This is a genomic window from Brevundimonas poindexterae (assembly GCF_020524625.1).
Lineage (GTDB): Bacteria > Pseudomonadota > Alphaproteobacteria > Caulobacterales > Caulobacteraceae > Brevundimonas > Brevundimonas poindexterae_A.
In genome coordinates this window covers 103405-128509 of the sequence record NZ_JAIVLL010000005.1, presented here as the reverse complement: position 1 = coordinate 128509, position 25105 = coordinate 103405, and the positions used below count along the sequence as shown (strand labels likewise).

The 25105-nt window shown below is 67.0% G+C and carries 23 protein-coding genes; 14 read left to right on the top strand and 9 right to left on the bottom strand.

Annotated elements, in window-relative coordinates; genetic code table 11:
* Positions 1 to 381 precede the first annotated feature (381 nt).
* The 3 genes from LC068_RS13335 (at position 382) to LC068_RS13325 (ending at position 3565) form a co-directional block, all read left to right on the top strand.
* A complete protein-coding gene (locus LC068_RS13335; protein ID WP_226637993.1) occupies positions 382 to 1290 on the top strand; it encodes an SDR family NAD(P)-dependent oxidoreductase in 909 nt (302 codons plus the stop codon).
* Between the two features lie 102 nt (positions 1291 to 1392).
* Entirely contained in the window at positions 1393 to 2598 is a 1206-nt protein-coding gene (locus tag LC068_RS13330) for an acetyl-CoA C-acyltransferase (protein WP_226637991.1), read from the top strand.
* A gap of 1 nt (position 2599) precedes the next feature.
* Entirely contained in the window at positions 2600 to 3565 is a 966-nt protein-coding gene (locus tag LC068_RS13325) for a GldG family protein (RefSeq protein ID WP_226637989.1), read from the top strand.
* Positions 3566 to 3569: 4 nt separating this feature from the next.
* Here LC068_RS13325 and LC068_RS13320 read toward each other — a convergent pair whose 3' ends face one another.
* From LC068_RS13320 to otsB, 3 genes are read right to left on the bottom strand one after another with little or no spacing between them, the layout of a single operon-like run.
* On the bottom strand, positions 3570 to 4979 hold the full coding sequence (locus LC068_RS13320; RefSeq protein ID WP_226637986.1) for an alpha,alpha-trehalose-phosphate synthase (UDP-forming): 1410 nt from the start codon (positions 4977 to 4979) through the stop codon (positions 3570 to 3572).
* Positions 4976 to 6760 (bottom strand): glycoside hydrolase family 15 protein, encoded by a 1785-nt coding sequence (locus LC068_RS13315; RefSeq protein WP_226637984.1) that lies wholly within the window; start codon positions 6758 to 6760, stop codon positions 4976 to 4978. Before LC068_RS13315 ends, LC068_RS13320 begins: the two co-directional genes overlap by 4 nt.
* Positions 6757 to 7548 (bottom strand): trehalose-phosphatase, encoded by a 792-nt coding sequence (otsB, locus tag LC068_RS13310; protein ID WP_226637982.1) that lies wholly within the window; start codon positions 7546 to 7548, stop codon positions 6757 to 6759. The genes LC068_RS13315 and otsB overlap by 4 nt, the downstream gene beginning before the upstream one ends.
* 283 nt (positions 7549 to 7831) lie before the next feature.
* On the opposite strand from otsB, the gene LC068_RS13305 reads away from it, so the two are divergent.
* Genes LC068_RS13305 through LC068_RS13285 form a run of 5 tightly spaced genes read left to right on the top strand, consistent with a single transcriptional unit; the run spans position 7832 to position 12922 of the window.
* Entirely contained in the window at positions 7832 to 8830 is a 999-nt protein-coding gene (locus LC068_RS13305) for a KpsF/GutQ family sugar-phosphate isomerase (protein ID WP_226637980.1), read from the top strand.
* Position 8831: 1 nt separating this feature from the next.
* Complete coding sequence (locus tag LC068_RS13300) at positions 8832 to 10130, top strand: glycosyltransferase family 4 protein (RefSeq protein WP_226637978.1); 1299 nt, start codon at positions 8832 to 8834, stop codon at positions 10128 to 10130.
* A gap of 2 nt (positions 10131 to 10132) precedes the next feature.
* Complete coding sequence (locus LC068_RS13295) at positions 10133 to 11365, top strand: glycosyltransferase family 4 protein (protein ID WP_226637976.1); 1233 nt, start codon at positions 10133 to 10135, stop codon at positions 11363 to 11365.
* Positions 11366 to 11424: 59 nt separating this feature from the next.
* The gene (locus LC068_RS13290; RefSeq protein WP_226637974.1) at positions 11425 to 12564 is read left to right on the top strand and encodes a polysaccharide biosynthesis/export family protein; all 1140 of its coding nucleotides are present in this window, start codon (positions 11425 to 11427) and stop codon (positions 12562 to 12564) included.
* Positions 12557 to 12922: a hypothetical protein gene (locus LC068_RS13285; RefSeq protein ID WP_226637972.1), complete on the top strand. Its 366-nt coding sequence runs from the start codon at positions 12557 to 12559 to the stop codon at positions 12920 to 12922. Before LC068_RS13290 ends, LC068_RS13285 begins: the two co-directional genes overlap by 8 nt.
* Here the strand turns inward: LC068_RS13285 and yihA are convergent.
* Genes yihA through rpmH form a run of 4 tightly spaced genes read right to left on the bottom strand, consistent with a single transcriptional unit; the run spans position 12919 to position 15968 of the window.
* A complete protein-coding gene (gene yihA, locus LC068_RS13280; RefSeq protein WP_226637970.1) occupies positions 12919 to 13560 on the bottom strand; it encodes a ribosome biogenesis GTP-binding protein YihA/YsxC in 642 nt (213 codons plus the stop codon). The genes LC068_RS13285 and yihA overlap by 4 nt on opposite strands.
* Positions 13557 to 15371: a membrane protein insertase YidC gene (gene yidC, locus LC068_RS13275; RefSeq protein WP_226637968.1), complete on the bottom strand. Its 1815-nt coding sequence runs from the start codon at positions 15369 to 15371 to the stop codon at positions 13557 to 13559. The genes yihA and yidC overlap by 4 nt, the downstream gene beginning before the upstream one ends.
* A 33-nt stretch (positions 15372 to 15404) precedes the next feature.
* Positions 15405 to 15794: a ribonuclease P protein component gene (gene rnpA, locus LC068_RS13270; protein WP_226637967.1), complete on the bottom strand. Its 390-nt coding sequence runs from the start codon at positions 15792 to 15794 to the stop codon at positions 15405 to 15407.
* A 39-nt stretch (positions 15795 to 15833) separates the two neighbouring features.
* Positions 15834 to 15968 (bottom strand): 50S ribosomal protein L34, encoded by a 135-nt coding sequence (gene rpmH, locus LC068_RS13265; RefSeq protein ID WP_003164000.1) that lies wholly within the window; start codon positions 15966 to 15968, stop codon positions 15834 to 15836.
* Between the two features lie 137 nt (positions 15969 to 16105).
* Here rpmH and LC068_RS13260 point away from each other — a divergent pair, with 137 nt between their 5' ends.
* The 4 genes from LC068_RS13260 (at position 16106) to LC068_RS13245 (ending at position 20504) form a co-directional block, all read left to right on the top strand.
* Positions 16106 to 16918 carry a TVP38/TMEM64 family protein gene (locus LC068_RS13260; RefSeq protein WP_226637965.1) on the top strand — a complete coding sequence of 271 codons (813 nt, stop codon included), beginning with the start codon at positions 16106 to 16108 and terminating at the stop codon, positions 16916 to 16918.
* Entirely contained in the window at positions 16915 to 18399 is a 1485-nt protein-coding gene (locus LC068_RS13255) for a sensor histidine kinase (RefSeq protein WP_226637964.1), read from the top strand. Before LC068_RS13260 ends, LC068_RS13255 begins: the two co-directional genes overlap by 4 nt.
* Before the next feature lie 64 nt (positions 18400 to 18463).
* Complete coding sequence (locus LC068_RS13250; protein ID WP_226637963.1) at positions 18464 to 18841, top strand: hypothetical protein; 378 nt, start codon at positions 18464 to 18466, stop codon at positions 18839 to 18841.
* A gap of 64 nt (positions 18842 to 18905) precedes the next feature.
* Positions 18906 to 20504 (top strand): carboxylesterase/lipase family protein, encoded by a 1599-nt coding sequence (locus LC068_RS13245; RefSeq protein WP_226637962.1) that lies wholly within the window; start codon positions 18906 to 18908, stop codon positions 20502 to 20504.
* Positions 20505 to 20528: 24 nt separating this feature from the next.
* Here the strand turns inward: LC068_RS13245 and hemN are convergent, their stop codons facing one another.
* Positions 20529 to 21869: an oxygen-independent coproporphyrinogen III oxidase gene (gene hemN / locus LC068_RS13240; protein ID WP_226637961.1), complete on the bottom strand. Its 1341-nt coding sequence runs from the start codon at positions 21867 to 21869 to the stop codon at positions 20529 to 20531.
* A gap of 306 nt (positions 21870 to 22175) precedes the next feature.
* On the opposite strand from hemN, the gene LC068_RS13235 reads away from it, so the two are divergent.
* Positions 22176 to 23462, top strand: coding sequence for a tyrosine-type recombinase/integrase (locus LC068_RS13235; RefSeq protein WP_226637999.1), 1287 nt, complete (start codon positions 22176 to 22178; stop codon positions 23460 to 23462).
* A gap of 67 nt (positions 23463 to 23529) precedes the next feature.
* A complete protein-coding gene (locus LC068_RS13230; protein WP_226637959.1) occupies positions 23530 to 23964 on the top strand; it encodes a hypothetical protein in 435 nt (144 codons plus the stop codon).
* 189 nt (positions 23965 to 24153) lie between these two features.
* Here LC068_RS13230 and LC068_RS13225 read toward each other — a convergent pair whose 3' ends face one another.
* Complete coding sequence (locus tag LC068_RS13225) at positions 24154 to 25056, bottom strand: LysR family transcriptional regulator (RefSeq protein ID WP_226637958.1); 903 nt, start codon at positions 25054 to 25056, stop codon at positions 24154 to 24156.
* Positions 25057 to 25105 lie beyond the last annotated feature (49 nt).

The window sequence follows — 25105 nt, the reverse complement described above, 5'->3', positions numbered from 1 at the left end:
ATCTCGAAGTCCCAGCCGTTGCCGGCCGCAGAATCCACGCCGTAAACGTCGTTGACCGTGTGCCAGCCCGCGTCAACCGCGCCGTACCAGCCGTTCGGCTCTGCCGACGCAGCGCCGGCGGCGAAGATGCCGGCGGCGGCGACGCTGGCGAGAAGTTTCACCTTCATGCTCATCCCTCTTGAAAAAACTCTAGTCGTCAAATTCTGACAGTATGCTCGTGCTTACACGTGCGGCTCCCAGCCTCGAACGGCATTGTGCATTCGAGGTTCCGGAATTGACGGTTCTGGGGGACAACTGTGGCCGGATTCCAACACTAATCCCCCCCGGCGGGCGCAAGTCTCCCGTCAGGAGAGCATTTTAACCACCACAGGAGGGTCGCTCATGCGGCAGGAATTTGACGGACGGGTCGCGATTGTCACCGGAGCCGGCGGCGGACTGGGTCGCTGCCACGCCCTGGCGCTGGCTGAACGGGGCGCAAAGGTAGTGGTCAATGATCTGGGCGGCGCCCGCGACGGAACCGGCGGATCGGCGACCGCCGCCGAGTCCGTGGTGAAGGAGATCGAGGCCTTGGGCGGCGAGGCCATGGCCGATGGCGCGTCGGTGACCGACTATGCCGCAGTCGAGGCCATGGTCACCCGGGCCATGGAGCGATGGGGCCGTGTGGACATTCTGGTCAACAACGCCGGAGTCCTGCGCGACAAGACCTTTGCCAAGATGGATCTCGACGACTTCCGCTTCGTCGTGGACGTCCATCTGATGGGGGCGGTCAACTGCACCAAGGCGGTCTGGGAGATCATGCGCCTTCAGAACTACGGCCGGATCGTCATGACGACCTCGTCGTCCGGCCTGTACGGTAATTTCGGCCAGTCCAACTATGGCGCCGCCAAGATGGCGCTGGTGGGCCTGATGCAGACCCTGTCGATCGAGGGCCAGAAGAACGACATCCGCGTCAACTGTCTGGCGCCCACGGCCCACACCCGCATGACCGAGGATCTGGGCGCGGCCCTTCCGCTGGATCAGCTGGGACCGGAGCTGGTGTCGCCGGGTCTGGTTCACCTGGTCAGCGAGGACGCCCCCAACCGGTGTATCCTGGCCGCTGGCGCCGGCGGGTTCGAGCGCGCCTATGTCACCCTGACCCAGGGCATCCGGGCCACGGGCGCCGACGCCCGCGAACAGGTGGCCGCCCGGTTTGGCGACATCTCCGACCGCTCGGACGAGATTGTGCCGGAGATGGGCGCCGCCCAGGGCATGATCGAACTGGGCAAGCTGCAGGCCGCCCTGAAAGGCTGATCCCGAAGGGCCGGGACCGACACCCTCACGCGCGCGTGAATGACCCTTGCCTTGACGCGGGGTCACGCGCTTAGCTGCGACCAATCATCAGGAGAGAAACACATGTCCCGTGAAGCCGTCATCGTCTCGACCGCCCGCACCCCGATCGGGCGCGCCTATCGCGGGGCCTTCAATGACACCCAGGCCCAGCAGTTGGGCGCCCACGCCGTGCGCCACGCCGTCGAGCGCTCGGGCGTCGATCCGGCCGAGATCGAGGATGTGGTGATGGGCGCGGCCCTGCAGCAGGGCTCGACCTCGACCAATGTCGCGCGCCAGATCGCGCTGGCCGCCGGCCTGCCCTCCACCGTGGCGGGCATGAGTCTGGACCGCCAATGCGCCTCGGGCCTGATGGCGATCGCCACCGCGGCCAAACAGGTGATGGTCGACGGACAGGTGGTTGCCGTGGGGGGCGGACTGGAGAGCATTTCGCTGGTCCAGAACCAGCATATGAACCTCTACCGGTTCAAGGATGAGGCCCTGCTGAAGAAGGCGCCGCACATCTATATGTCGATGCTCGAGACCGCCGAGGTCGTGGCCGACCGCTACGGCATTTCGCGCGAGGCCCAGGACGAATACGCCCTGCAGTCGCAGCAGCGCACCGCCGCCGCCCAGGCGGCCGGGCATCTGGATGCGGAGATCGTCCCCATGACCACCACCATGCAGGTGATGGACAAGGCGACCGGCCAGACCTCGTCAAAGGAAGTGACCCTGTCGAAGGACGAGGGCAACCGGCCGGAGACGACGCTGGAAGGCCTGTCGTCGCTCAAGCCCGTGTTCGGCGGCGGCGAGAAGATCGAGCAGGGCCGGTTCATCACCGCCGGCAATGCCAGCCAGCTGTCGGACGGCGCCTCGGCCTCGGTCATCATGGACGCCAAGGAGGCCGAGAAGCGCGGCCTGACCCCGCTTGGCGCCTATCGTGGCATGGCCGTCGCGGGTTGCGAGCCCGACGAAATGGGTATCGGCCCGGTGTTCGCCGTGCCGAAACTTCTGGAGCGCCATGGACTGACCGTCGACGACATCGGCATCTGGGAACTGAACGAGGCCTTCGCCGTGCAGGTGCTCTACTGCCGCGACAAGCTGGGCATTCCGAACGACCGGCTGAACGTCTCGGGCGGGGCCATTTCGATCGGCCACCCCTATGGCATGTCGGGCGCGCGCATGACCGGCCATGTGCTGATCGAGGGCAAGCGGCGCGGCGCCAAATACGGTGTCGTCACCATGTGCGTCGGCGGCGGCATGGGCGCGGCTGGCCTGTTCGAGATTTACTGAGATGTGCATTCGCCTGCTGGCAGGGATGACGGTAGTCCTGTCCCTGCTCGCGGCTCCCCCTGTGACGGCCCAGGAGCAGATGGGCGACCCGGACTACCGGCCCGTCGTGGCCAATCCGGCCTACGCCTCTGAGGGGCCGCGGATCCTGCTGGATGCGGCCCATGGCAGCGTCCAGACGATCGACGGACGCTATATGGGCTTCACGGCGCTGGCCCGGGCGGACGGCTATGAGGTCGTGGCCGGCACGCTCAGCTTCGATACGCCCGGCGCGCTTGATGGCGTGGATGTGCTGGTCATTTCGAACCCGGCCGCCCGTTCCCTGACCGAGGGCTCTGCCTTCACCGAGGCCGAGATCATCGCCCTCGATACCTGGGTGCGCCACGGCGGGTCATTGTTGCTGGCGGCGGATCATGCACCCCACGGTTCGGCCGCACAGGCTCTGGCTGGCCGTCTGGGGGTCCAGATGGGTACGGGCTACGCATTTCGGCCCACCGAGACAGGCGTCACCAGCAATCTGATCTTCGAGGGCGACGCCCTGGGCGATCACCCGATCCTGAGAGGTCGGACTGCGGCTGAAGCCGTGGGGCTGGTGCGCAGCTTTACCGGCCAGTCGCTGTCCGGTCCGCCGGGCGCGTTCATGCTGTTGATCACCGGCCCCCACGACCGGGAGGCAGCAGATCAGGAAACCTTGCAGACGATCCGTGATCGAATGAATGAGGGAGAGTCCCGCCAATCGGTGTTCATGGCCCTGTCGTTGCCGGCGTTGTCGGCACAGGGGCTGGCTTTCGAGCACGGCCGCGGCCGGGTGGTCGTGCTGGGCGAGGCGGGCATGCTGACCGCGCAGATGATCCATTTTCCACCCGAGGAGCAACGCGAGGACTTTCGTTTCGGTCTGACAACCGAGGGTCATGACGACGAGCAGTTCGTCCTCAATGTCCTTCACTGGCTGAGCGGCGCCCTCAACTGAGGCCTCAGACCTCGGGCACCGCCCCTCCCCCGGCCGGAATCGACCGCAGGGTCGAGACGAACAGGTCGCGCCAGAGGGAGACATCGCTCTCCCGCACCACCTGCATCAGGGCCTGCCAGCGGTCCTTGCGCTCGGCCAGCGGCATGGCGAGCGCGCGGCTGAGGGCGTCCGAGATTTCCTCGCGGCTGAAGGGATTGATCAGCAGGGCCTCGGTCATCTCCTCGGCCGCGCCGGCGAAGCGCGACAGGATCAGCACGCCCGGGTCGTCGGGGTCCTGGGCGGCCACATATTCCTTGGCGACCAGGTTCATGCCGTCGCGAAGGGGCGTGACCAGGGCGACGCGCGCGGCGCGGTAGATGCCGGCCAACTGGTCGCGGCGATAGGTGCGGTTCAGGTAGCGCACGGGCTGCCAGTCCACATCGCCATAGGTGCCATTGACGTGACCCGCCAGGCTGTCGAGGCGGCCGCGAATGTCCTGATAGGTGTCGACGTCGTCGCGAGAGAGCGGGGTGACCTGCAGCAGGAAGACCTGTCCACGCTGGTCCGGCTGGTCTTCGAGGAACTGCTCATAGCCCAGCAGCCGCTGTTCGAGGCCCTTGGAATAGTCCAGCCGGTCCACGCCCACGATCATGGACCGGAAGGCGGCGGATGCGGCCATGCGGTCATAGGTGCGCACACCGAGCACCGAGTTGCGCGCTTCCAGGAAGGCGTCCACGTCGATGCCGATCGGGAAGACGCCCGTCTGCACGGTCTTGCCGAACGCCATCAGGGCGTCATTCGGCAACAGTCGCCCGTGGATGCCCGGCTCTGACGCCACATAGTCCCGGAAGAGGTCCAGCCACTCGCGGGTGTGAAAGCCCAGCAGGTCGAAGTCGAACAGCGATTCCACCAGCCGCCGGTGATAGGGCAGCGTGACCAGCAGCTGTCGCACCGGCCAGGGCGTGTGCAGGAAGAAGCCGATCCGGTTGCGGATGCCTCGCCGGCGCAGGTCCCGGGCCAGCGGGATCATGTGATAATCGTGGATCCAGATCAGGTCGTCCGGCTGGATCAGCGGCGCCAGCGCCTCGGCGAACCGGGCATTGGTGCGCTCATAGCCCTCGCCGAACGACCGCTCGTAGGCCGAAAGGTCGACCCGATGGTGGAACAGCGGCCACAGCGTCTTGTTGGCATAGCCGTTGTAATATTCCTCGACGTCCTGCGGCTCGAGATCGACCAGAGCCACCGTGACGCCCGCACGGTCCTCAATCTGGGCCTCGGGCTTCCACTCGGGCGTGGTGTTCCCCGACCAGCCGAACCACAGGCCGTCGTATTTCCGGAGCGCGGCCGACAGGGCCATGGCCAGCCCGCCCGCCGACCCCGCCGAGGGATCGGTGGGGGCAGACACGCGGTTGGAAACGACGATCAGGCGGCTCATCGCACGTCCGTCCACGAGCGGCTGAGAAGGATGGCGCAGTTGATGATGCCGACCAGCGAATAGGTCTGCGGATAGTTGCCCCACAGCTCTCCGCTCTCGACGGCGATGTCCTCGCTGAGCAGGCCGGCATGGGTGCGTCTTGCCAGCATTTCCTCGAAGATAGCGCGGGCCTCTTCATCGCGGCCGTTCTGGTGCAGGGCCTCGATGAACCAGAAGGTGCAGAAGTTGAAGGCCGTCTCGGGCTCGCCGAAGTCGTCCGGCTCCACATAGCGGAACAGGAAGGGCCCCTTCTTCAGATCGCGCTCGATCACCTCGAAGGTGCGCGCCATCCGGCGGTCGTTGGCGGGCAGGAATCCGACATCGGTCAACTGTAGCAGGGAGGCATCCAGCTCGTCGCCGCCGAAGCTGGCGGCGAAATGGCCCTCCTCCTCGCGATAGGTCTCGGCCTCGATCCGGGTACGGATGGTGCGCGCCTTCTCGGCCCAGTCCGCCGCGCGATCCTTCAGCCCCAGATGCAGGGCCGCCTTGGCCAGGCGGTCGCACGCAGCCCAGCACATCACCGAGGAATAGGTGTGAACCCGGGCAAAGGTCCTGAACTCCCACAGACCGGCATCGGGCTGGTCATGCATGTCGAAGGCGCGCTGGCCGACCCGTTCCAAGGCCTCGAAATCCTCCAGCGTGCCCGGCCGGATCATGCGCTGGTCATAGAAGGCCTGGACGAGCGGCAGGACAATCTGTCCGTACACATCATGCTGCAGATGCTCGTGCGCCTGGTTGCCGACCCGGACGGGCTTCATGCCGTGATAGCCCTCGACCGTATCGACGATGGTCTCGGTGATGGCGGGCTCCAGCCCCACACCATAGACGGGCTGGACATGCCCTCCGTCGGCCTGGTCCACCAGATTGCGCAGATAGACCAGATAGTTTTCGAGGATGTCGACAGCGCCCAGCCGGTTCAGTGCGCGCACCGTGTAATAGGCGTCGCGGATCCAGCAGTACCGATAGTCCCAGTTGCGGCCACTGCCTGGGAACTCCGGCACCGAGGTCGTCAGGGCGGCGACGATGGCCCCGGTCTCCTCATAGGCGCAGAGCTTCAGGGTGATGGCCGAGCGGATCACCGCTTCCTGCCAGTCGAGCGGCAGATAGAGTTTGCGCACCCAGTCGCGCCAATAGCCGACCGTGCGGTCCAGCGCCGCGCTGACGCCGGGGCCGACGTCCTGGTCATAGACCTCATCCGGACCGAAGAAGAAGGCGTAGGGCTTTTCCAGCCTGAAGGTGCGCTCGTTGAGTATGTGGCTGACGGGGCAGTCGGTCGTCAGCCGGAAGGTTGCCCCGGTGCACAGGTAGCGGATGTGGTTCGAGCCGTGGGTGCGGTCCGCCGGGCGGGCGCCCCAGTCGGCCGCCGGTCGCAGGCGGATGGCGATGCGCGGCGTCCCGGACAGCGGGCGGATCACCCGCGCGAAGGCCAGGGGGCGATAGGTGCGTTGCTGGTGCGCATGACGCGGGCAAAAGTCGATGATCTCGAGGGCCGAACCATCGACCGCATGGAGAACAGTACGGAGAACCGGCGTATTGCGCAGATACTTCTGCTCGGCGCGCACCTGATCCTTCAGCACCACATCCCAGAAGCCGTGCTCGGGGTCGGAGCCGTCCATCAGGGACGAGAACAGCGGGTCGCCGTCGACGCGCGGCGCACAGGCCCAGACGTAGCGTCCCTGACGATCGATCAGGGCGCTGACGGCACAGTTGCCGATGGGAGCGAGGTCCAGCGACGGTTTCATCGGACACCCTCCGCAAATCCTGCCAGCCAGGCCGCGACGGCCGCCGTGTCCGGCAGGCTGTAGCGCGCGGCGCTGACCCAGCGGGGATCGACCAGAATGCCGAACCCACCTGCCGCCTCGGCGGCGCGGAAGGCGGCCTCATCGGTCCGGTCATCGCCGATCATGACGGGGCGGGCGCCGGCGAAGGGCGCCTCGGTCAGGAAGGTGGCCAGCGCCCGGCCCTTGTCGGTGTCGCCGCCCTTCAGTTCCACGACCATATGGCCCGGCTGCAGGTGAAGTCCACGCGCGCGGGCCTCCACAGTGGCGGCATGGCGGACCTCGGGACCCCGGTCCGGCGCATTCCGATAATGGATGGCCACTCCGACGCCCTTGTTCTCGAGCTGGACACCGGCGGCGATGGCGTCGCTGAGTGCGTCCGTCAGGCTTTCGGCCGCCAGGGCGACGTCGGCCTCGGCCCCCACACTATCGATCTGGCCGTCGGCGGTCCGGCGTTCCAGCCCGTGCACACCGGCCACCGCCGCGATCCGACGCTCGAGAATACGATCAACATCGGAGATGCTCCGCCCGCTGAGCACAGCAACCCGCCCGTCGAGGGCCTCGACCACGCGATCCAGCAGCCGGGTGCGGCGGGGGTCGGGGACAACGTCGTCGGGACGCGCCTCAATCGGCGCCAGCACGCCGTCCAGATCCAGAAACAGGGCGACAGGGTCGCGTCCGGCCGTCAGGGCCGAAGGGGCCGGGGGCGGTGCGATGTCGTGGGGATCGGGCTGGGCGATTGCGGCCGTCATCAGGGTGCGGTCAGGTCCTTGTCATGCCATCGGGCGGCGCAGTACGGCGCCGGCCACAGTCTTGGAAAATTGCCGTCCGGAGGGGGAGGAGGACGGCGGGGTCGGGTCGTGGCCTTGCTAACGCCCCGTTGCGGCAAAGGTTGTCGCGTATCGGCGGTTGGGTCAAACCCGTACTTCAACCTTGCTCGCGAACCGGGTTCGGCATTGTGAAAACAGGCGCGATGCGGCACACCCTGCCGCCTCGATACTGCGGGCCGGCTACGGTCGCAAAGGCACAGGTGACATGACCCAGCCCCCCTTCGATGCCGACACGACCCGGGCAATTACGGACCACGCCCGTCAGGTGATCCGCCTGAACCGCGAAGCGCTGGAAGCGCTTGAGGCCGGGCTGGACGACAGCGTCGCACGCGCCTGTTCGGTGATCCTGTCACGCCCCGGCTATCTGGTGGTGACCGGCATGGGCAAGTCGGGCCACATCGGCGGAAAGCTGGCGGCGACCCTGGCCTCGACCGGCACCAATGCCTTTTTCGTCCACCCCGCGGAGATGAGCCACGGCGACCTCGGCATGCTGCGCGACGACTGTACCCTGCTGGCCATCTCGAACTCGGGCGAAAGCCGCGAGCTTCGCGATCCCCTGATCTTCTGCCAGCGGCGCGGGATTCCTGTGATCGGCATGACCCAGCGCCCGCAGAGCTTCCTGGGCCGCAACAGCGCGGTCCTGTTGCAACTGCCCCAGGTGGCCGAGGCCTGTCCGAACAATCTGGCGCCCACCACCTCGACCCTGATGACGCTCGCGCTGGGCGACGCCCTGGCCATGGTGCTCATGGAGCGGCGGGGCTTCTCGGCCGAGGCCTTCGGCCTGCACCACCCCGGCGGCAAGCTGGGCATGAGCCTGCAGAGCGTGCGCGACTGGATGGGGGACCGCCCGCGCAAGGTCGCCACCGTCGCGCTCGATACCCCGTTTGCCGACGTCATCTCGGCCATCACCGAGGGGATGAAGGGCGCGACCGCCGTGGTCGATGCTGACGGTCGCCTGGCCGGGATCATCACCGACGGCGATGTGCGTCGCACCTTCGGCGAGGACCCGCCCTCGCTCAAGGGCCTGACCGCCGCCGACATCATGAGCCGCAACCCCAAACAGGTCTCACCCGACGCCCGGATGAGCGACGCCGTCGACCTGCTGACCCAGAACCGTATCTCGACCCTGCTGGTGGTCGAGGACGAGCGCCCGGTGGCCATCATCCACCTCGCCGAACTGATGCAGGCAGGCTACGTCTCCTGACATGACCCGGGTCTGTATCGACGGCTTCAACATCGGCATGGCCAAGGGCACCGGGATCGCCACCTATGGGCGGAACCTGCTCCGGAATCTCAATGACGCGGGTCTGGATACCCAGATCCTGTACGGGCCGAACGCCAACATCAACAAGAAGCGGCCGATCCTGAACGAGATCGCCCTGATCGACGCCCACACGCCCCGGGACCGCCCGCTGCAGCGCAAGTTCGAGACGATGACGGCGCGTCTCGGCAAGACGGCGAGCGGCATTGTGCCGAGCGACACGGTGATCTGGCCCTCGCGCGGCGGGGGGCGTCCTGCCGCCTCGGCCTACTGGAGCTCACCCCGGCTGTTTTCGACCGCCAATCGGGCCTTTGCCGCCGATCGGGTGTTCACCCCCCTCAGCTTCCGCCCCCGTGCGCAGATCGAACGCCCGGACATCATGCACTGGACCACGGTCCTGCCGTGCCAGGCGCGGGGCGTGCCCAATGTCTACACCATCCACGACCTGATCCCGCTGCGCCTGCCGCATACGACGCTGGACAACAAGCGGCTGTTCATGGGGCTGTGCCGTCAAATCGCGCGGAAGGCCGACCACATCGCCGTGGTGTCCGAAGCGACGAAGCGCGACGTCATGGATATTCTGGGGGTCGGCGAAGACCGCATCAGCGTGACCTGGCAGTCGGTCGGTATTCCGCCCCGCCTGCTGGCCCGATCGGACGAGACGGTCGCCTCCGAGCTGGCCAGCGCCCATCAGCTGGAGTGGAAGGGGTACTATCTCTATTTCGGTGCCATCGAGCCCAAGAAGAACCTCGGCCGGATCGTCGAGGCCTATCTGACGTCCGGATCGACCCGCCCCCTTGTCGTGGTCGGGGGACGCGCCTGGCTGGACGAGGACGAGACGGCCCTGATGCATCAGGTCCGCCGCACCAAGAAGGCGCGCGAGAAGCGCATCCGCCTGTATGACTTCCTGCCGTTCTCGCTGCTGGTCGATCTGATCCGGGGCGCGCGCGGCACCCTGTTCCCGTCGATCTATGAGGGCTTTGGCCTGCCGGTGCTGGAATCGATGGCGCTGGGCACGCCAGTCGTGACCTCGACGGCGGCTTCGCTGCCGGAGGTGGCTGGTGATGCGGCCCTGATGGCGGACCCCTATGATACGGCGGCCATTTCGGCCCTGATCCGGACGCTGGACGCCGACGACGATCTGGCAGCCGACCTTTCGGCCCGGGGCCGGATCCAGGCGCAGACATTCAGCCCGGAAGCCTATCAGGCGCGCCTGCGCGCCCTTTACGACAAGGTGCGCTGAGCGTGACGCGCACCGTCCTGTTCGACGGCGGGCGGCTGGCGCAGCGCAGCGGCCGCAACACGCCGACCGGCGTGGATCGGGTGTGCCTGGCCTATGCCGAATGGCTGATGGGACACCCCGATGTGCGCTTCGTGCCGGTGCGCACGCGCGGCGACCGTCTGCTGGCTCTGGACGGAAAATGGTTTGCCGACCTGGTGGCCTCGACCCGCGCCCGCTGGACGGGCGACGCGGTGGGCGAGGCCGAACGTACCCTGACCGAGCTGCTGGCCCGCCCCCGGGGGAACCGGTCCGTGGCGGGCTCGCGCCACGCTGAACGGGAACCCCGCCGACAGGCCGTGACGCGTATGCTCAAGTCGCGGCCCCTGTCCGAAATTCCCGGCGGCAGCCTGTATGTGAACGTCGGGCACAGCGGCCTGACCAGTTCGCGCCTGTTGTCCGATCTGGCGGCCGAGGGCGCGCGGTCCGTACTGATGGTCCACGACCTCATCCCCATCACCCATCCCGAATACTGCCGACCCGGCGAGGCTGCGCGCCACCGCACCCGCATCCGCCTGGCCCTGCGTCAGGGCGCCGTACTGGTAGTCAATTCGGAGACGACGGCCAGGGTCCTGAAGACGTTTGCCGAAGCCGAAGGCCTTGAGCGTCCCACCACAGTGGTCGCCCATCTGGGACTGGAGCCGCCCTTTTCCGACCCCGACTGGCGACCGGCCGAGCGGCCCTGGTTCGTGCATGTGGGCACCATCGAGGCCCGCAAGAACCTGGCCTTCCTGCTGACCCTGTGGCGGCGGCTGGAGGAGCATATGGGCACGCACGCGCCCGCCCTGGTCCTGATCGGCCGGAGCGGTTGGGAGAATGAGGCCGTCATGGACCTGCTGGAGCGGTCCCCGCCGCTGCAGGGACTGGTGCACCATGCGTCGGAACTGCCCGACGCGGCCCTGTCGCGCCTGATGCGCGCGTCGCGGGGCGTGCTCGCGCCCTCGGCGGTGGAGGGTTTCGACCTTCCGGCGGTCGAGGCCATGGCCATGGGCGTGCCCCTGATCGCCTCGGACATTGCCGCCCACCGCGAACTGGTGCCCAAGGCGAAGCTGATCGACCCGCTGGATGGCCCCGGCTGGTACAAGGCGATCGAGCGCGCCGCGCGGGGCGATCTGAAGCCCGTGCCGTACAAGGCGGCGACCTGGAGCGATCACTTCCACATCGTCGCCGAGGCGCTGCAGATGCGACCGGGTATCTGACGGTTCGGCGGCTTACGGAGCGACTGGCGCCCCCCCGGAAAGGCCGGTAAGTCTGAGGCATGACCCGGCCGTCCCTCCTTGCCGTCTTCCTGACCTGTGCTGTCGCCGGCTGTTCGACCCTGCCGGTCGAGGGCCCTTCGGCGCGGGATGTCGAGGCGCAGGCCGGAGACCAGACCTATGCCGTGGTCGATCTGGACCCGACGGTCAGCCAGATCCTGCGGGCGCTTCCCGCGGAAGCCGGAGACTCCCTCGCGGGCGCCGAAAGCGTTGTACCGCTGGACCGGATCGGTGTGGGCGACACCCTGTCGGTCTCCATCTATGAGCCCAGCGGCGCCCTGTTCGGCTCGCGCGGCGGTGGCGGCACGGTGCAGGGGGCCAGCCAGACCCTGCCGCCGGCCGTCGTCGACGGTGGGGGCGCCATCCAGATCCCCTTCGCCGGGGCCGTGCGGGTCGAGGGCCTGACGGTGGCCGAGGCCGGCGCCGCCATCCGCCGCGCTCTTGTCGGACGGGTCGGCAATCCTCAGGTGACGGTCACCTTGGCCGAAGCGCCCTCCACCGGCGTCACCGTACTGGGCGAGGTGCGGACCCCCGGCCGTGTGCCCCTGGCCACCGGACGGGACCGGTTGCTGGATGTGGTGGCGGCCAGCGGCGGGACTGCCCGCGCGCCCGAAGAGGTAGAGGTCGTGGTGAGCCGTGGCGAGGCGACCTGGCGCGCGCCCTACACCACCGTGACCCGCCGGTTTGACCAGAATGTTCGGCTGGCCCCGGGTGACCGGGTCACGCTTGAGTACCAGCCGCGCCGCTACAGCGTGATGGGGGCGCTCGGCGCCGTATCCCAGGCCGAAATCGGGCCCGGACCGCTGACGCTTGCTGCCGCTCTGGCCCGCGCCGGGGGCCCCAATCCGGATACGGCCGATGCCCGGTCGGTGCTGATCTTCCGCTTCGAGGACCCCGCGGCGGCCCGTGCTCTCGGCCTGACCCAGCGGCCCAGCCCGCGCGGCGTGCCGGTCGTCTACCGCCTCGATCTGTCGGGGCCCAACGGCCTGTTCGTCGCTTCGGATTTCGAGATCCGGCCCGACGATCTGATCTTCGTGCCGCGCTCGGGCTCGACCGAACTGCGGCAGTTCTTCGAACTGGTCCAGAGCGTCACGCGGGTGGTCTATGACGTCTCGGTCACCAGCGCCCTCAACCTTGACTGACACCGACGCGCGGGCGCGGCTGACGGTCCTGCGGGACCGGGCCCTGGCGGTCTATCGCGCCCATGATCTGCCGGTGAAGGCCGGCTTCTATCGCAAGGGGCCCCGGGCCCGGCGGTGGACCCGGCTGGCCGATCATCTGGATGCCGAAGCCCGCTGGGACCTGATCCGGGCCCATCCCGCCGACAGCGGCTGGCGCTACCTCGACCGCGACCGGCTCGGCGAACAGCATGCGAAGGCCGAGGTGCGGGACGCTTCGCGCATCCTTCAGGCCTGTGCGCGACTGGAGCAGACTCTCGAGACGGCTGACGGGGATGTGGAGGCACTGATCGGCCTCGCCCTGTCGCTTCCCGCCGACTAGGGGGCGACCTCGGCCGCGGCCATGGCCCAGGCGCGGAGTTCGGGAATGCCCCAGCCCTTTTCGGACGAGGTCAGCGCCACTTGGGGATAGGCGGCCGGGCGCTTGGAAATGGCCTTCAGGGTTTCGGCGACGCGCTTCTCGCCCTCGCCCGCCTTCAGCTTGTCGGCCTTGGTCAGGACGATCTGATAGCTGACCGCCGCCAGATCGAGGGCGTCCAGCGCCTCCGTGTCGACCGACTTCAGACCGTGGCGGCCGTCGATCAGCAGATAGACGCGCTTTAGCGTCACCCGCCCGCGCAGATAGTCCCGGCCTAGGTTCTGGAACCGCTTGACCTCGCCCTTGGAGGCCTTGGCCCAGCCATAGCCCGGCAGATCGACCAGACGCATCCGCCCGTCCAAATCGAAGAAGTTGACCTCTCGCGTACGCCCCGGCTCGTTCGAGGCGCGGGCCAGACCCTTCATGCCCACGAGGGCATTGATCAGGCTGGACTTGCCGACGTTCGACCGGCCGGCAAAGGCGATCTCGGGCCAGTCGGGCGGCGGCAGCTGCTCGATCTTGGCGCAGCCCATGACGAAGGTGGCGGGCCGCGCAAACAGCACCCGCGCGGCCTCCAGCTCCTCGTCGGTGAAGTCGGTCACGCGACCTTCTTCCGGATGCGGTCGATGAAGGTGTCGATCGGGTTCTCGGCCTTGAAGCGGTGCATGATGATGTACTGCTGGATGATCGACAGGATGTTGTTCCACGCCCAGTAGACCAGCAGGCCGGCCGCGAACGGCGCCATCACGAAGGTGAAGACAAACGGCATGAAGCCGAAGATCTTGCGCTGCATCGGGTCCGGCGGCGGCGGGTTCATGGACATCTGCAGCCACATGGTCAGACCATAGAAGATCGGCAGCACGCCCAGGCCAAGTGTGCCGACCAGCAGGCCACCGATCAGCGGCGCACTGGCCGGATCCCACGGGATCAGGCCGAACAGGGTCCAGATATTCGTGGGGTCGCGCGAGGACAGGTCCTGGATCCAGCCGAAGAAGGGCGCGTGGCGCATCTCGATGGTGACGAACAGCACCTTGTAGAGGGCATAGAAGACGGGGATCTGGATCAGGATCGGGATGCAGCCGGCCAGCGGATTGATCTTCTCGCGCTGATACAGCGCCATCGTTTCCTGCTGCTGCTTCTGCATGTCTCCTTCGTACTTCTTCTTGATCTCCTCCATCTTGGGCTGGAGCTTGCGCATCTTGGACATGCTCTCGTAGGCCTTGTTGGCCAGCGGGAACATGACCAGCTTGACGACCACGGTCAGGGCCAGGATGGCCAGACCGAAATTGCCCAGAAGGCCGTAGAAGAATTCGACGATCATGAAGATCGGCCGGGTCAGGAAGAAAAGCATCCCCCAGTCGATCGCATAGATGAAGCGCGGCAGGCCCAGGCTGTCCTCATAGGCCTTGAGGATCTCGTTACGCTTGGCCCCGGCGAACAGGTGGCGGGTCTCGGTGATCTGGCGGCCCGGCTGGATGGTCACGGCCTCGCCCAGCATATTGGCCTGCATCGACTTGACCGCGCCCTGCTCGCGGACGCGGAACTCGGCCTCGATGGCCTCGTCCTGATCGGGGATCAGGGCGGCCAGCCAGAATTTGTCGGTGATGCCCAGCCAGCCGCCAGTCGATTCCTCGCGGATCGGCGGCTTCTTGGCCCAGTCCTTGTACTTGACCTGATCGGTCGAATAGCGGCCGTCCTTGCCGAAGGTGCCGATGGCCCCCTCGTGCGAGATCATTTCGCGGCCCAGGGTCGGCGGCACGCCCTGACGGCGGACCGAGCCATAGGGGGCGACCGTGATCGGCTGGGCGCTGAAGTTGGCGACCGTGTCCGTGATGGTGAAAAGATACTGGTCGTCGATCGAGATGACGCGGGTGAAGCGCAGGCCCTGGCCGTTGTCCCAGGTCAGGGTCACCGGCGTGGACGGCGTCAGGGTCTCGCCGTCGGTCAGGCGCCAGGGCGTATCCAGCCCGGGGACGCCGCCGGCGACATTGGTCCCCAGCCAGCCGAACTGGGCGAAATAGGCGTATTCCATGCCCTGCGGCCGGAACAGCTCGACCGGCTGGTCCGAGTGCAAAGTCTGGTCATAGCCCAGCAGATAGAGGTCATCGATCTTGCCGCCTTCCAGCGACAGCGAGCCGCGCAGCTTGTCGGTCTCGATGGCTACGCGGCTGGCGGTGCCGAGCGCGGCCTGACGGTCGGTGACAAACACGGTCGGCGACGGCGGGATATCGGCGGAGTCGGTCGGCAGGGCCGGGCCCGCTTGCGTCTGCTCGGCGACGGCGTCAGTGCGGGCCTTCTGGGCCGCCTTGCGCTGGTCGGCCTGCGGCTGCAGCACAAAGGCCTGATAGGCGAACAGGAAGATCACCGTGACCACGATGAAAATGATCGTGTTGCGATTGTTGTCGCTGTTCATGGATCGGCGGTCCTGGCCTGTCTGGCAGAAATATCAGGGTGCGGGCGAGGCCGAAGGCCCGACGGGCTTGTCCGGCCGCGGCGGGCGCGGGGTCGCGAGCCTTGTAAGGGCCCATTTCACATCGTCAAGCAAACGTGACCAGTCGCGGTCGACCGTGCCCATGCGCGCGATCAGCACATAGTCCGATCCGGGCACGCCCAGGTCCGGGACCAGCAGCCTCGCGGCCTCGCGCAGGCGGCGTTTGGCGCGGTTGCGCACCACGGCGCCGCCGATCTTGCGCGTCGCGGTGAAGCCCACGCCGATGACGGAATTCGCGTCGGCCCGGTCGCGGCGCTGGATCACCACCCCGCCCCGGGCTTCAGACATGCCTTTCGCGGCCGCCAGAAACTGGGGCCGCGAAGTAAGGCGTTCAATGCGGGTCATGGCCACTCAGGGGTCTCTCGCAAGGAGAGACCCTACGCATCAGGCCGTCAGGCGCTTACGGCCCTTGGCACGACGACGCGCAACGATCTTTTGACCGTTCTTGGTGGCCATCCGCGAACGGAAGCCGTGTCGGCGCTTGCGCACGAGTCGCGACGGCTGATAGGTCCGCTTCACGGTCGGCTCCATATATCTAGCGGTGAGGCGGCAGACAGGAAGGCGTCCACCGCAAGAGGGCGGGCGTATAAGACCCCGGGGCGCGGGTGTCAACGCCGTCGGCGTGCCAACCGCCCCCAGAACCGGACCGTGGAGCCATGACACAGCCCCTGACCCCTGCCGATCTCGAGCCTGAGCCCGACGCCGGGACGGTCGCCAAACGCCATGCGCCGCGGTCCGTGAAGGACTGGGCGCTGCGCCTCTCACCCGTGATCGCGCTCGGCGGACTGGTGATCCTGGCCTTTGCCATGGGCTGGAACAAATATCTCTCGATGGAGATGCTGCGCGAGCATGGCCTGAATCTCCAGGCCTTTGCCGCCGACAACTTCTTGCTGGCGCTCGTGATCTTCGTCGCCGTCTATGCCCTGGCGACAGCCAGCACCATTCCCGGTCCCGTATTCCTGACCCTGCTGGGGGGTATGATGTTCGGCCCGGCGGTCGGGGCGCTGGCGCAGGCGACGGGGGCCACCCTCGGCTCCATCGCCATCTATCTTCTGTACCGCAGTGCCATCGGCACCTGGCTGAGGGCCAAGTTCGAGGCCGACGCGGGCATGATGCACAAGATCGCGACCGGCATCGACCGCAATGCCTTTGTCACCCTGCTGACCCTGCGGCTGATCCCCAGCGTGCCCTTCGTTCTGATCAACGCCACGGCGGGCATGGTCGCAGCCCCCCTGCGGCCGTACATCCTTGCGACCTTCCTCGGCCTGCTGCCCTCGACCTATATCTACACCTGGATCGGATCGGGCCTCGGTGACCTGTTGCAACAGGGGGTCCAGCCGGACCTGAACATGCTGGTCTCGAAATTCTTCTGGCCGTTGATGGGCGTGGCCTTCCTGTCGATCCTGCTGCCCCTGCTGATCAAGGGCGGCCAGACGTGGTACAAGCGTCGCCGGAAGAGGATGGCATGACGGCGGCCACAGACCGGGTCTACCACTGGGCGATCAAGCCCCTGACAGCGCTCAGGGACCGTGCCGGCGCACCCGCCGGGGCCCAGCCCGTGCCGCGCATGATCTCCGGTCTGGCACTGCGCCTGCTGCTGCTGACGGTCATCTTCACCTTTGCCGTCGGCGCCCTGATCATCGTGCCCAATGCGGCGGGCTTCCACGAGCGCTGGCTGCGCGACCGGCTGCAGGCGGCCGAGCTGGCCTCTACCGCCGTCGAGGCCCTGCCCTACAGCATGGTCGACGATGAGGTGGCCGAGCAGCTGATGACCATCGGCGGCGTCCAGGCCGTGGTGGTGGGCGACCAAGGCGTAAGGCGGCTGCTGCTTCAGGCCCCCAACCTGCCGCGCGCGCCCGATGTCATCGACCTTCGGGGCCGCAGCACCTGGACCCGGCTGATCGACCCGTGGCGCACCCTGTTCGGCCACCCGGACCGCTCGATCCGGGTCCAGGCGCGCCCTCGCTACCGCTCGGGCGACTATGTCGAGATCCTCGCTCCCGCCGAACCCCTTAAGCAGGAACTGCGCGCCACCCTCGTGAACAGCCTGCTGACCGCCGTGCTGGTCGCGGGTCTGGCGGGTCTGATGCTCTATGCCGCCCTGGCCGTTCTGGTGCTGCGCCCGCTCAACCGGGTGACCCGCTCGATCGAGCGGTTCGCGGGAGACCCCGAGTCAGACCCGGAGCCCCCGTCCGCCCGTCGGGATGAGATCGGGCAGGTCGAGCGCGAACTGGCCCGCATGCAGGGCGAGGTGCGACTGGCCCTTCGCTCCCGCGCCCGCCTTGCGGCGCTGGGCGAGGCGGTGGCCAAGATCAACCACGACCTGCGCAATATGCTGAGCGCTGCCCAGATCGCCTCGGACCGGATGGCCGACTCCGCCGATCCCACTGTGGCGCGGGCCCTGCCCCGGCTGGAGCGGGCGCTGGGCCGCGCCACGGCCCTGACCCGCAATGTACTGGACTATGGCAAGACCGAAGAGCCCGAGCCCCAGCTGAAACGGGTCGCCCTCGGGCCGGCCCTGACGGCCGCCGCACAGGACGCGGGCCTGGATCACAGCGAGCTGAAGCTGGTCCGGCATCTGCCCGCCCGCCTGTCGGTGACCGCCGATCCGGACCAGCTTCACCGCATCCTGGTCAATCTGATGCGCAATGCCCGTCAGGCCCTTACCGACACGCCCGAGGCGCTCAGCGGCACCCGCCCGCCGCGGCTGGAGGTCAGCGCCGAGGTGCGCGGCCCCCGCGTCCACATCCGTCTTGAGGACAATGGCCCCGGCATTCCGCCGCGGATCGAGGAGCAGCTGTTCAAGCCCTTCGTGTCCGGCTCCGGCCGTGAGGGCTCGGGTCTGGGCCTGACCATTTCGCGCGAACTGGCCGAGGCCCAGGGCGGCAGTCTGCGGCTGGTCTCGACCGGCCCGCAGGGCACCCGGTTCGAACTGGTGCTTGCCGCCTGAGCAGGATCGGGAAACATTAACAGGCTTGGCCGTTTCTGAAGGGCAAGACCTACCGGAGGATACAATGATTTCCGCCCTGACCCTTTCCGCCGCCCTTTTGATGTCCGGCCCCGCCCTTCAGGATCCCGTCCTGCAGGACCCCGCCGGACAGGACAGCGGCGACGCTGAGACCCACCGCCTGAACGCCGAGGTACTGGCGCGTCTGCAAGCCGCAGACGCAGCCGATGCCCAGGCCCGGGCGGAGTACGAGGCCTCCGAGCGCGCCCGTGAGGCCCGCATCGCCGAAGCCGAGGCTGAGGCCGCCCGACAACGGGCCCAATGGGAGACCACCCAGGCCGAATACCGCGCCGAGCGTGCAGCGTGGGAAGCCCGCAACGCCCGCTGGCGGGAACAGGTGGCGGCCTGTGAAGCCGGTAACCGCGCGGCGTGCGACGCCTACTGATCCGCATTGAAGCTTTGCCCCCGGCGTGACAGCCTCCCGCACAGCGTCTGTGCGGGAGGGTTTCATGTCTGAGCATCGGGTGTCCGCGTCGCGACGCGGCTTGCTGATCGGGGCCGGTGCGGCCGTCATGGCCCCGGGCTTCGCCCACGCCCGTGCCTTTGGGAGCCATCCCGTTGTCCCGACGCCCCATGGCCCGGTGCGCGGTTTCATCGATCAGGGAGTTCAGACCTTCCTCGGCATTCCCTACGGCGCCGACACGGGTCCCCGCCGGTTTGCGCCTCCAATCGCGCGGACGCCCTGGACAACACCGTTCGAGGCCCTCGCCTATGGCCCCTCAGCCCCCCAAAGGGCGACAGACGCGGGGGTCATGTCGGAAGACTGCCTGCGCCTGAATGTCTGGGCCCCGGTCGAGGCCGGACCGCCCCGGCCGGTGATCGTCTATATTCACGGCGGGGCCTATTCGAACGGCTCCGGGTCAAGCCCCCTGACCGAGGGCGCAAGGCTGGCCCGGCGGCACGGCCTGGTCGTCGTCACCCTGAACCACCGGCTGAATGCGCTGGGCTATGCCTATCTGGCGCGTCTCGCCGCCGCCCAGGGCCTGTCCGGCTTCGAGCACAGCGGCAATCTGGGTCAGCTGGATCTGGTCCTGGCGCTGCAATGGGTGCGTGACGCCATCGCGGGCTTCGGCGGGGACCCGTCGCGCGTGACCCTGATCGGCCAGTCGGGCGGCGGGGCCAAGATCGCGACCCTGATGGCCATGCCGCAGGCGCGCGGCCTGTTCCACCGGGTCATGACCATGAGCGGCCAGCAGGTTACGGCCTCAGGCCCCCTGAACGCCACGCGCCGCGCCGAGGCCTGGCTGGACGCCCTCGACCTGCGGCCCACCGAAATCGGGCGCCTGCGCACCTTGCCGGTCGAACAGCTGGTCGAGGCCACCCGGGCCGAGGACCCCGTTCTGGGCGGCGGCCTCTACTTCGGGCCGGTGATGGACGACCGGGTGCTGACCCGCCATCCCTTCTATCCCGACGCCCCAGCCCTGTCGGCCGACATTCCCATGATCATCGGCAATACGCGCGAGGAAACCCTCGCCTTCCTCGGCAACGACCCCGCCAATCAGGGCCTGACCTGGGACAGCCTGCCTGCCCGCCTGACCCCGGCCCAGCTGCGCATCGATGTCGCCCCGGAGCAGGTGATCGCCTTCTATCGCGACCTCTATCCGCAGATGTCGCCCGACGAGGTCCTGATCCGCGCCACCACCGCCGGCCGGTCCTGGCGCGCCGCCGTGATCGAGGCCGAGGAACGCGCCCGTCAGGGGCGACCGGCGCATGTCTATCAGCTGGACTGGCCCGCGCGCCTGCCCAATGGGCGGACCGGGGCCTTTCACACCTCGGACATTCCGCTGGTGTTCGACACCCTCGCCGCCGAGGGCTCCGGAGCGATAGGGCCAGAGTCCCAGGGCATGGCCGACATCATGGGTGCGATGGTCGCCCGCTATGCCGCCACGGGCGATCCGAACGGCGGCAGCCTGCCGGACTGGACGCCCTATTCGCTCGCGCGACGCGAGACCCTGATGCTGGACCGGCCGCCCCGCATGGAAAACGACCCTCGCGGCGCCGAGCGGGCATGGTTCGCCCGCATCCCCTACATCCAGCCCGGGACCTGATCAGCCCTTGCGGCGAGGTCCTGCCTAGACCGCCGGGGCGTGTCGCCCGGTCGTTGCGGCCAGCCAGGCGTCAAAGCGGGCGCAGACGATCCGGACATAGGGGGCCGCTTCTTCCGGCACCTGGAATCCATCGGCGGTGCGCACGATCAGCCCCTCGGCCTCGAGATCATCCATGCCCCGCACGATCGGCAGCAACCGGTCGGCCGCCGGCCCGAAGCGGTCGCGGACATCGGCGGCGGAATAGGTGAGGTCGCACATCAGCCGCTCGATCACATGGGCCCGCATCCGGTCGTCCTCGCTCAGGGCCACGCCGCGCGCGGTGGCCAGGCCCGTGGTGGCGATCCGGCGCCGGTAGTCGGCGACCGCGGTGGCATTCTGGGCATAGCCCTGCGGCAGGCGGCTGATGGCCGAGGCGCCGAAGCCGATCAGGGCATCCGACGGGTCGGTCGTATAGCCCTGGAAGTTGCGGTGCACCGGGCCCCGGGCCAGAGGGTCGTCCGGCCGCGCAAAGTGATCCAGCCCGATCCGCACATAGCCCGCCTCCAGCAGGCGCGCCGTCGCCAGTTCGGCCAGTCGCAGCCGCGCCTCATGCCCTGGCAGGGTCTCATCCGGGATCAGCCGCTGGTGCCGGATGCGCTGCGGCAGATGGGCATAGCCGAACACCGCCAGCCGATCGGGTGACAGGGCCAGCGCCTGCTCAAGGGTCTCGGCCAGCCGGGCCTCGGTCTGGTGGGGCAGACCATAGACCAGATCGATGTTGAGGGCGCCGATCCCCGCCTGACGCAGCTGGTCGACCACCTGGCGTGTGGTGGCGAAGGACTGGTGGCGGTTGATGGCGGCCTGGACCTCGGGGCTGAAGTCCTGCACCCCGATCGAGACGCGGTTGACCCCGGCCCGGCCCAGCGCCGCCGCGCGCGCCGTATCCATGAAGCGCGGGTCGATCTCGACCGCGAACTCTGCCCCCTCGGCCACATCGAACAGCAGCCGCTGGCGCGCGGCCAGATCCTCGATCTGCTCCGGCGACAGACTGTTGGGCGAGCCCCCGCCCCAGTGCAGGTGCACGACCCGCCGCCGCCCGCCCAGCCGGTCGGCAACCGTCAGCATTTCCGCCTCGAGCGCGTCCAGATAGCCCGCGATCGGCCCCGGCGTATTCACCACCGTCGTCGAACACCCGCAGTACCAGCAGAGCGCGCCGCAGAACGGAATGTGCACATAGAGTGACAGGTCGGCATCGCCCGGCAGGGCGGCGATCCAGTCGCCACTTTCGGTCGCGCCGACCGCCTCCGTGAACTGCACCGCCGTCGGATAGCTGGTGTAGCGCGGCGTGGGCGCCGCAAGCCGTTCGGGTGAGAGCTGGATGACCATGCCCGTCCCTTCGCGCCTCGCCTCAGGCCGCGCATTGAGATGGATCAATTCCGCGAAGTGGCGCGCCGGACCGTCAGGTCAAAGGGCGATGTCGGCAATGTCGGGAAAGAAATGGCGCACCCGAAGTGAGCGGAATCGGGGTCCGTGCGCGTTCGAGTTTGTACGCTCACGTCCAAAAAGCATTTATATTTCCGATGGTTATTTTCCGTGATAGGCTACGGACGTTCTTAGGGATGCGCTCCAATCCAGCCCCCTTCTTATGAACCGAATTATGAAACATGCTGCGAGGGCAACTTGGCAAGGACGATGCACAGGCTTTCAGCGAGGGCGGCAGCGACACTGAAAGAGCCGGGTATCTACGCCGACGGGGCGGGGCTTTATCTACGGGTTCAAAGCGAGACCGCGCGGTCATGGGTCTACATCTTCCATCTCTCCGGGAGACGTCGCGAGATGGGGCTCGGATCGCCGCCCAGCGTCAGCTTGGCGCGCGCTCGAGAGCGGGCTCAATCCCTGCGGGAGAGCGTGGCCGATGGGATTGACCCGATCGCCAGCAAGCGAGTCAAGCGACATACTCCTACGTTCGGAGATCTCGCCGACGCCTTCATCGAGGATCGGAAATCGACTGTTCGCTCCGACAAGTCGATCGCCCGGTGGAAGCGTGCGATTGGACCGGGTGGCTACGCCCGCAATTTGCGGGACCTGAAAGTCGATCAAATACAGACTGACGATGTGCTGCCTGTTCTTCGATCGCTATGGGAAACTCACCCTGCGAGCGCGGGCTTACTCCGAGGCTATATCGAAACGGTGCTGAATATCGCGAAGGTGAGCGGCCACCGCTCGGGCGATAATCCGGCCGCTTGGAAGGGGCATCTAGAACATATTTTGCCTGCTCGCCAACGCTTGAGCCAAGGCCACCATGCCGCGATGCCATTCGCCGACGTGCCTGCGTTCTACGCCAGCTTGAGAGCCAACCCATCCGTCGCTGCGAGAGCGTTGGAGTTCACGATTCTCACTGCGGCCAGGACAAGCGAGGCGTTGAAGGCTTCGTGGGAGGAAATCGATCTCGCCAGCAAGGTCTGGACGATCCCCGCAAGCCGAATGAAAGCTGCGAAGGAGCACCGCGTACCCCTGTCCGAGCCCGCCTTGGACATCCTTTCTCAGTTGGGCCAATCTCAGGGTCCGATTTTCCCCGGTCGACGAAATCATATGCCCTTGTCAAACATGGCGATGGATATGGTGCTCCGTCGAATGAAGGTAGAGGTGACCGTCCACGGCTTTCGAAGCAGCTTTAGAGACTGGGCAGGGGAAATGACCTCCACCCCTCGTGAGGTCGCGGAGGCCGCTCTCGCTCACACTGTCGGCAACTCTGCTGAGCTCGCGTATCGTCGCGGCGACGCCCTCAAGAAGCGACGAGTGCTCATGGATAGTTGGGCGGAGTACTGCGTGAACGGACCAGCTGAGTTGGTGGAGCCTCAGCAGCAGAACAGGCTGCGGTGCGTCAAAGGTCGGCCCGCCGGGCCCGCCTCGCGCGAACTTGCCGCGGACAAGGACCGAATGTCCGCTCCCGACCCATTGCGGACTTCCAAGGCATGATGAGACAGTAGGACAGCGACGTCAGGTCTGCGAACCTGCCATAGCATGACATGCTGGAGATGATCCGATGCGCCGGGTGAGCATACTAGCGATCGCACTCCCTTTTTTGACCTTGGGCTGCTCGAGAATCGACCTCTCAAGCGTCACGGCGCAAATGAATGGCAGCGAAACCATCTTGTATGTGGACAGCAACCTCCTTGAATTCAGCAGCGACTACAGGAAGTTTACTCTGTACGTTTCGATCTGCGACCACCCGTTGTACACAGAGTTGAGCGCCTTGAACGCCCCCAGCCGAGAAGGTGGTTTGCCGTTCGGAGCCGTACCGACCTCGTTGGAAGATCGGTTCTACGATTCCGGATCTGAAAACCTCGCCCAAGGCTGGCCGAGCCAACTCGTTGCAGAGAACGGTGAATGTGCCCGCCTGGTCGAAAAAACGGTCGCTCTGCCCGGGCTCTCATCAAATGTGGTGCGGGTCCGCTACGAAGGCGAAAGAACACGCTGACCGGTCGTGTCCGCTTTCCACCCTCAGGCCACTGTCCGCTCCCGACCCAAAGCGGACACTGCAATCACACGGGTTGGGTGTCGCCAACGTACGCAGTGCGCCAGAAGCTGACATTGGTCCGGGGGAAGAAAGCAGACGTTGCTCCCGCTCATCGGGATCGATCAGCCCCCCTGTCCGCATGCGCGCCAGCTATACCTGGTCTGCCGTCGGCCGGCCAAGCAAATGAGCGACCAGCCGGTTGGGAAACCGGCGCTTCTTCACCACGGCATAGAAGCGTTCGGTCACCTCCGGAATCCTTTGGTGCTCGACAAGGATCCCTGTCTTCAGCTCGTCCCGCACGACGATGGGCGGGACCAAGGTTATGCCGTCGCGTTCTCTCGCCAATAGACGCAGCATCGCCATGTCGTCGACCTCTGCCAATATCGTCGGACGAAGCTGCGCGATCTCCAGCAGACGGTCGAAGGCGACCCGGATTTCACTGTCCTGGCTAGGAAGAAGCAAGGCGTGCTGTGACAGGTCATCGGGAAATCGGAACCGCTGTTTCGTGCCCAGCGGCCGTCCGACGAGACTGACCGGCTGCTCGGCGAGCAAATGATTGCGCAGCAAAGACCGCGCATCGGGCGGCGCGGCGGTGTTGGTCAGGACGACGTCCAGCGCATGGGCATCAAGCTGTTGAAAGAGGTCCTTGGTGTTGCCCGAACGCACGACCAATTCCACGTCCGCACGGCCGACGAGCGGGCGCAGGAACTCGAGCTGGAAATTTCGTGAGAGAGTCGTCTGCGCGCCGACCCTCAACGTCTGCCTCCTGTCGGAGGCTCGTTCTCCTAGCGTCGTGAGCAATTCCTGGCCGGCCTGAAAAACCGTGTCGGCGTAATCGAGCGCGATCTGTCCGGCTTCAGTCAGCACTAGCCTGCGCCCCACGCGCTCGAACAGGGAGTGGCCAATCTGGTGCTCCAGTTTCTGGATTTGCACTGACAATGCCGACTGGGAGAGGTTTAGCCGCGCGGCCGCACCGGTCAGGGAACCTTCGTGCGCCACTGCCCAGAAATAGCGCAGGTGGTTGAAATTCAGTGCGCGGATTTCGTTCTGCATAATCGAACGATACCGTGCAAACTATGAATTATTTTTGATCCACCAGCTC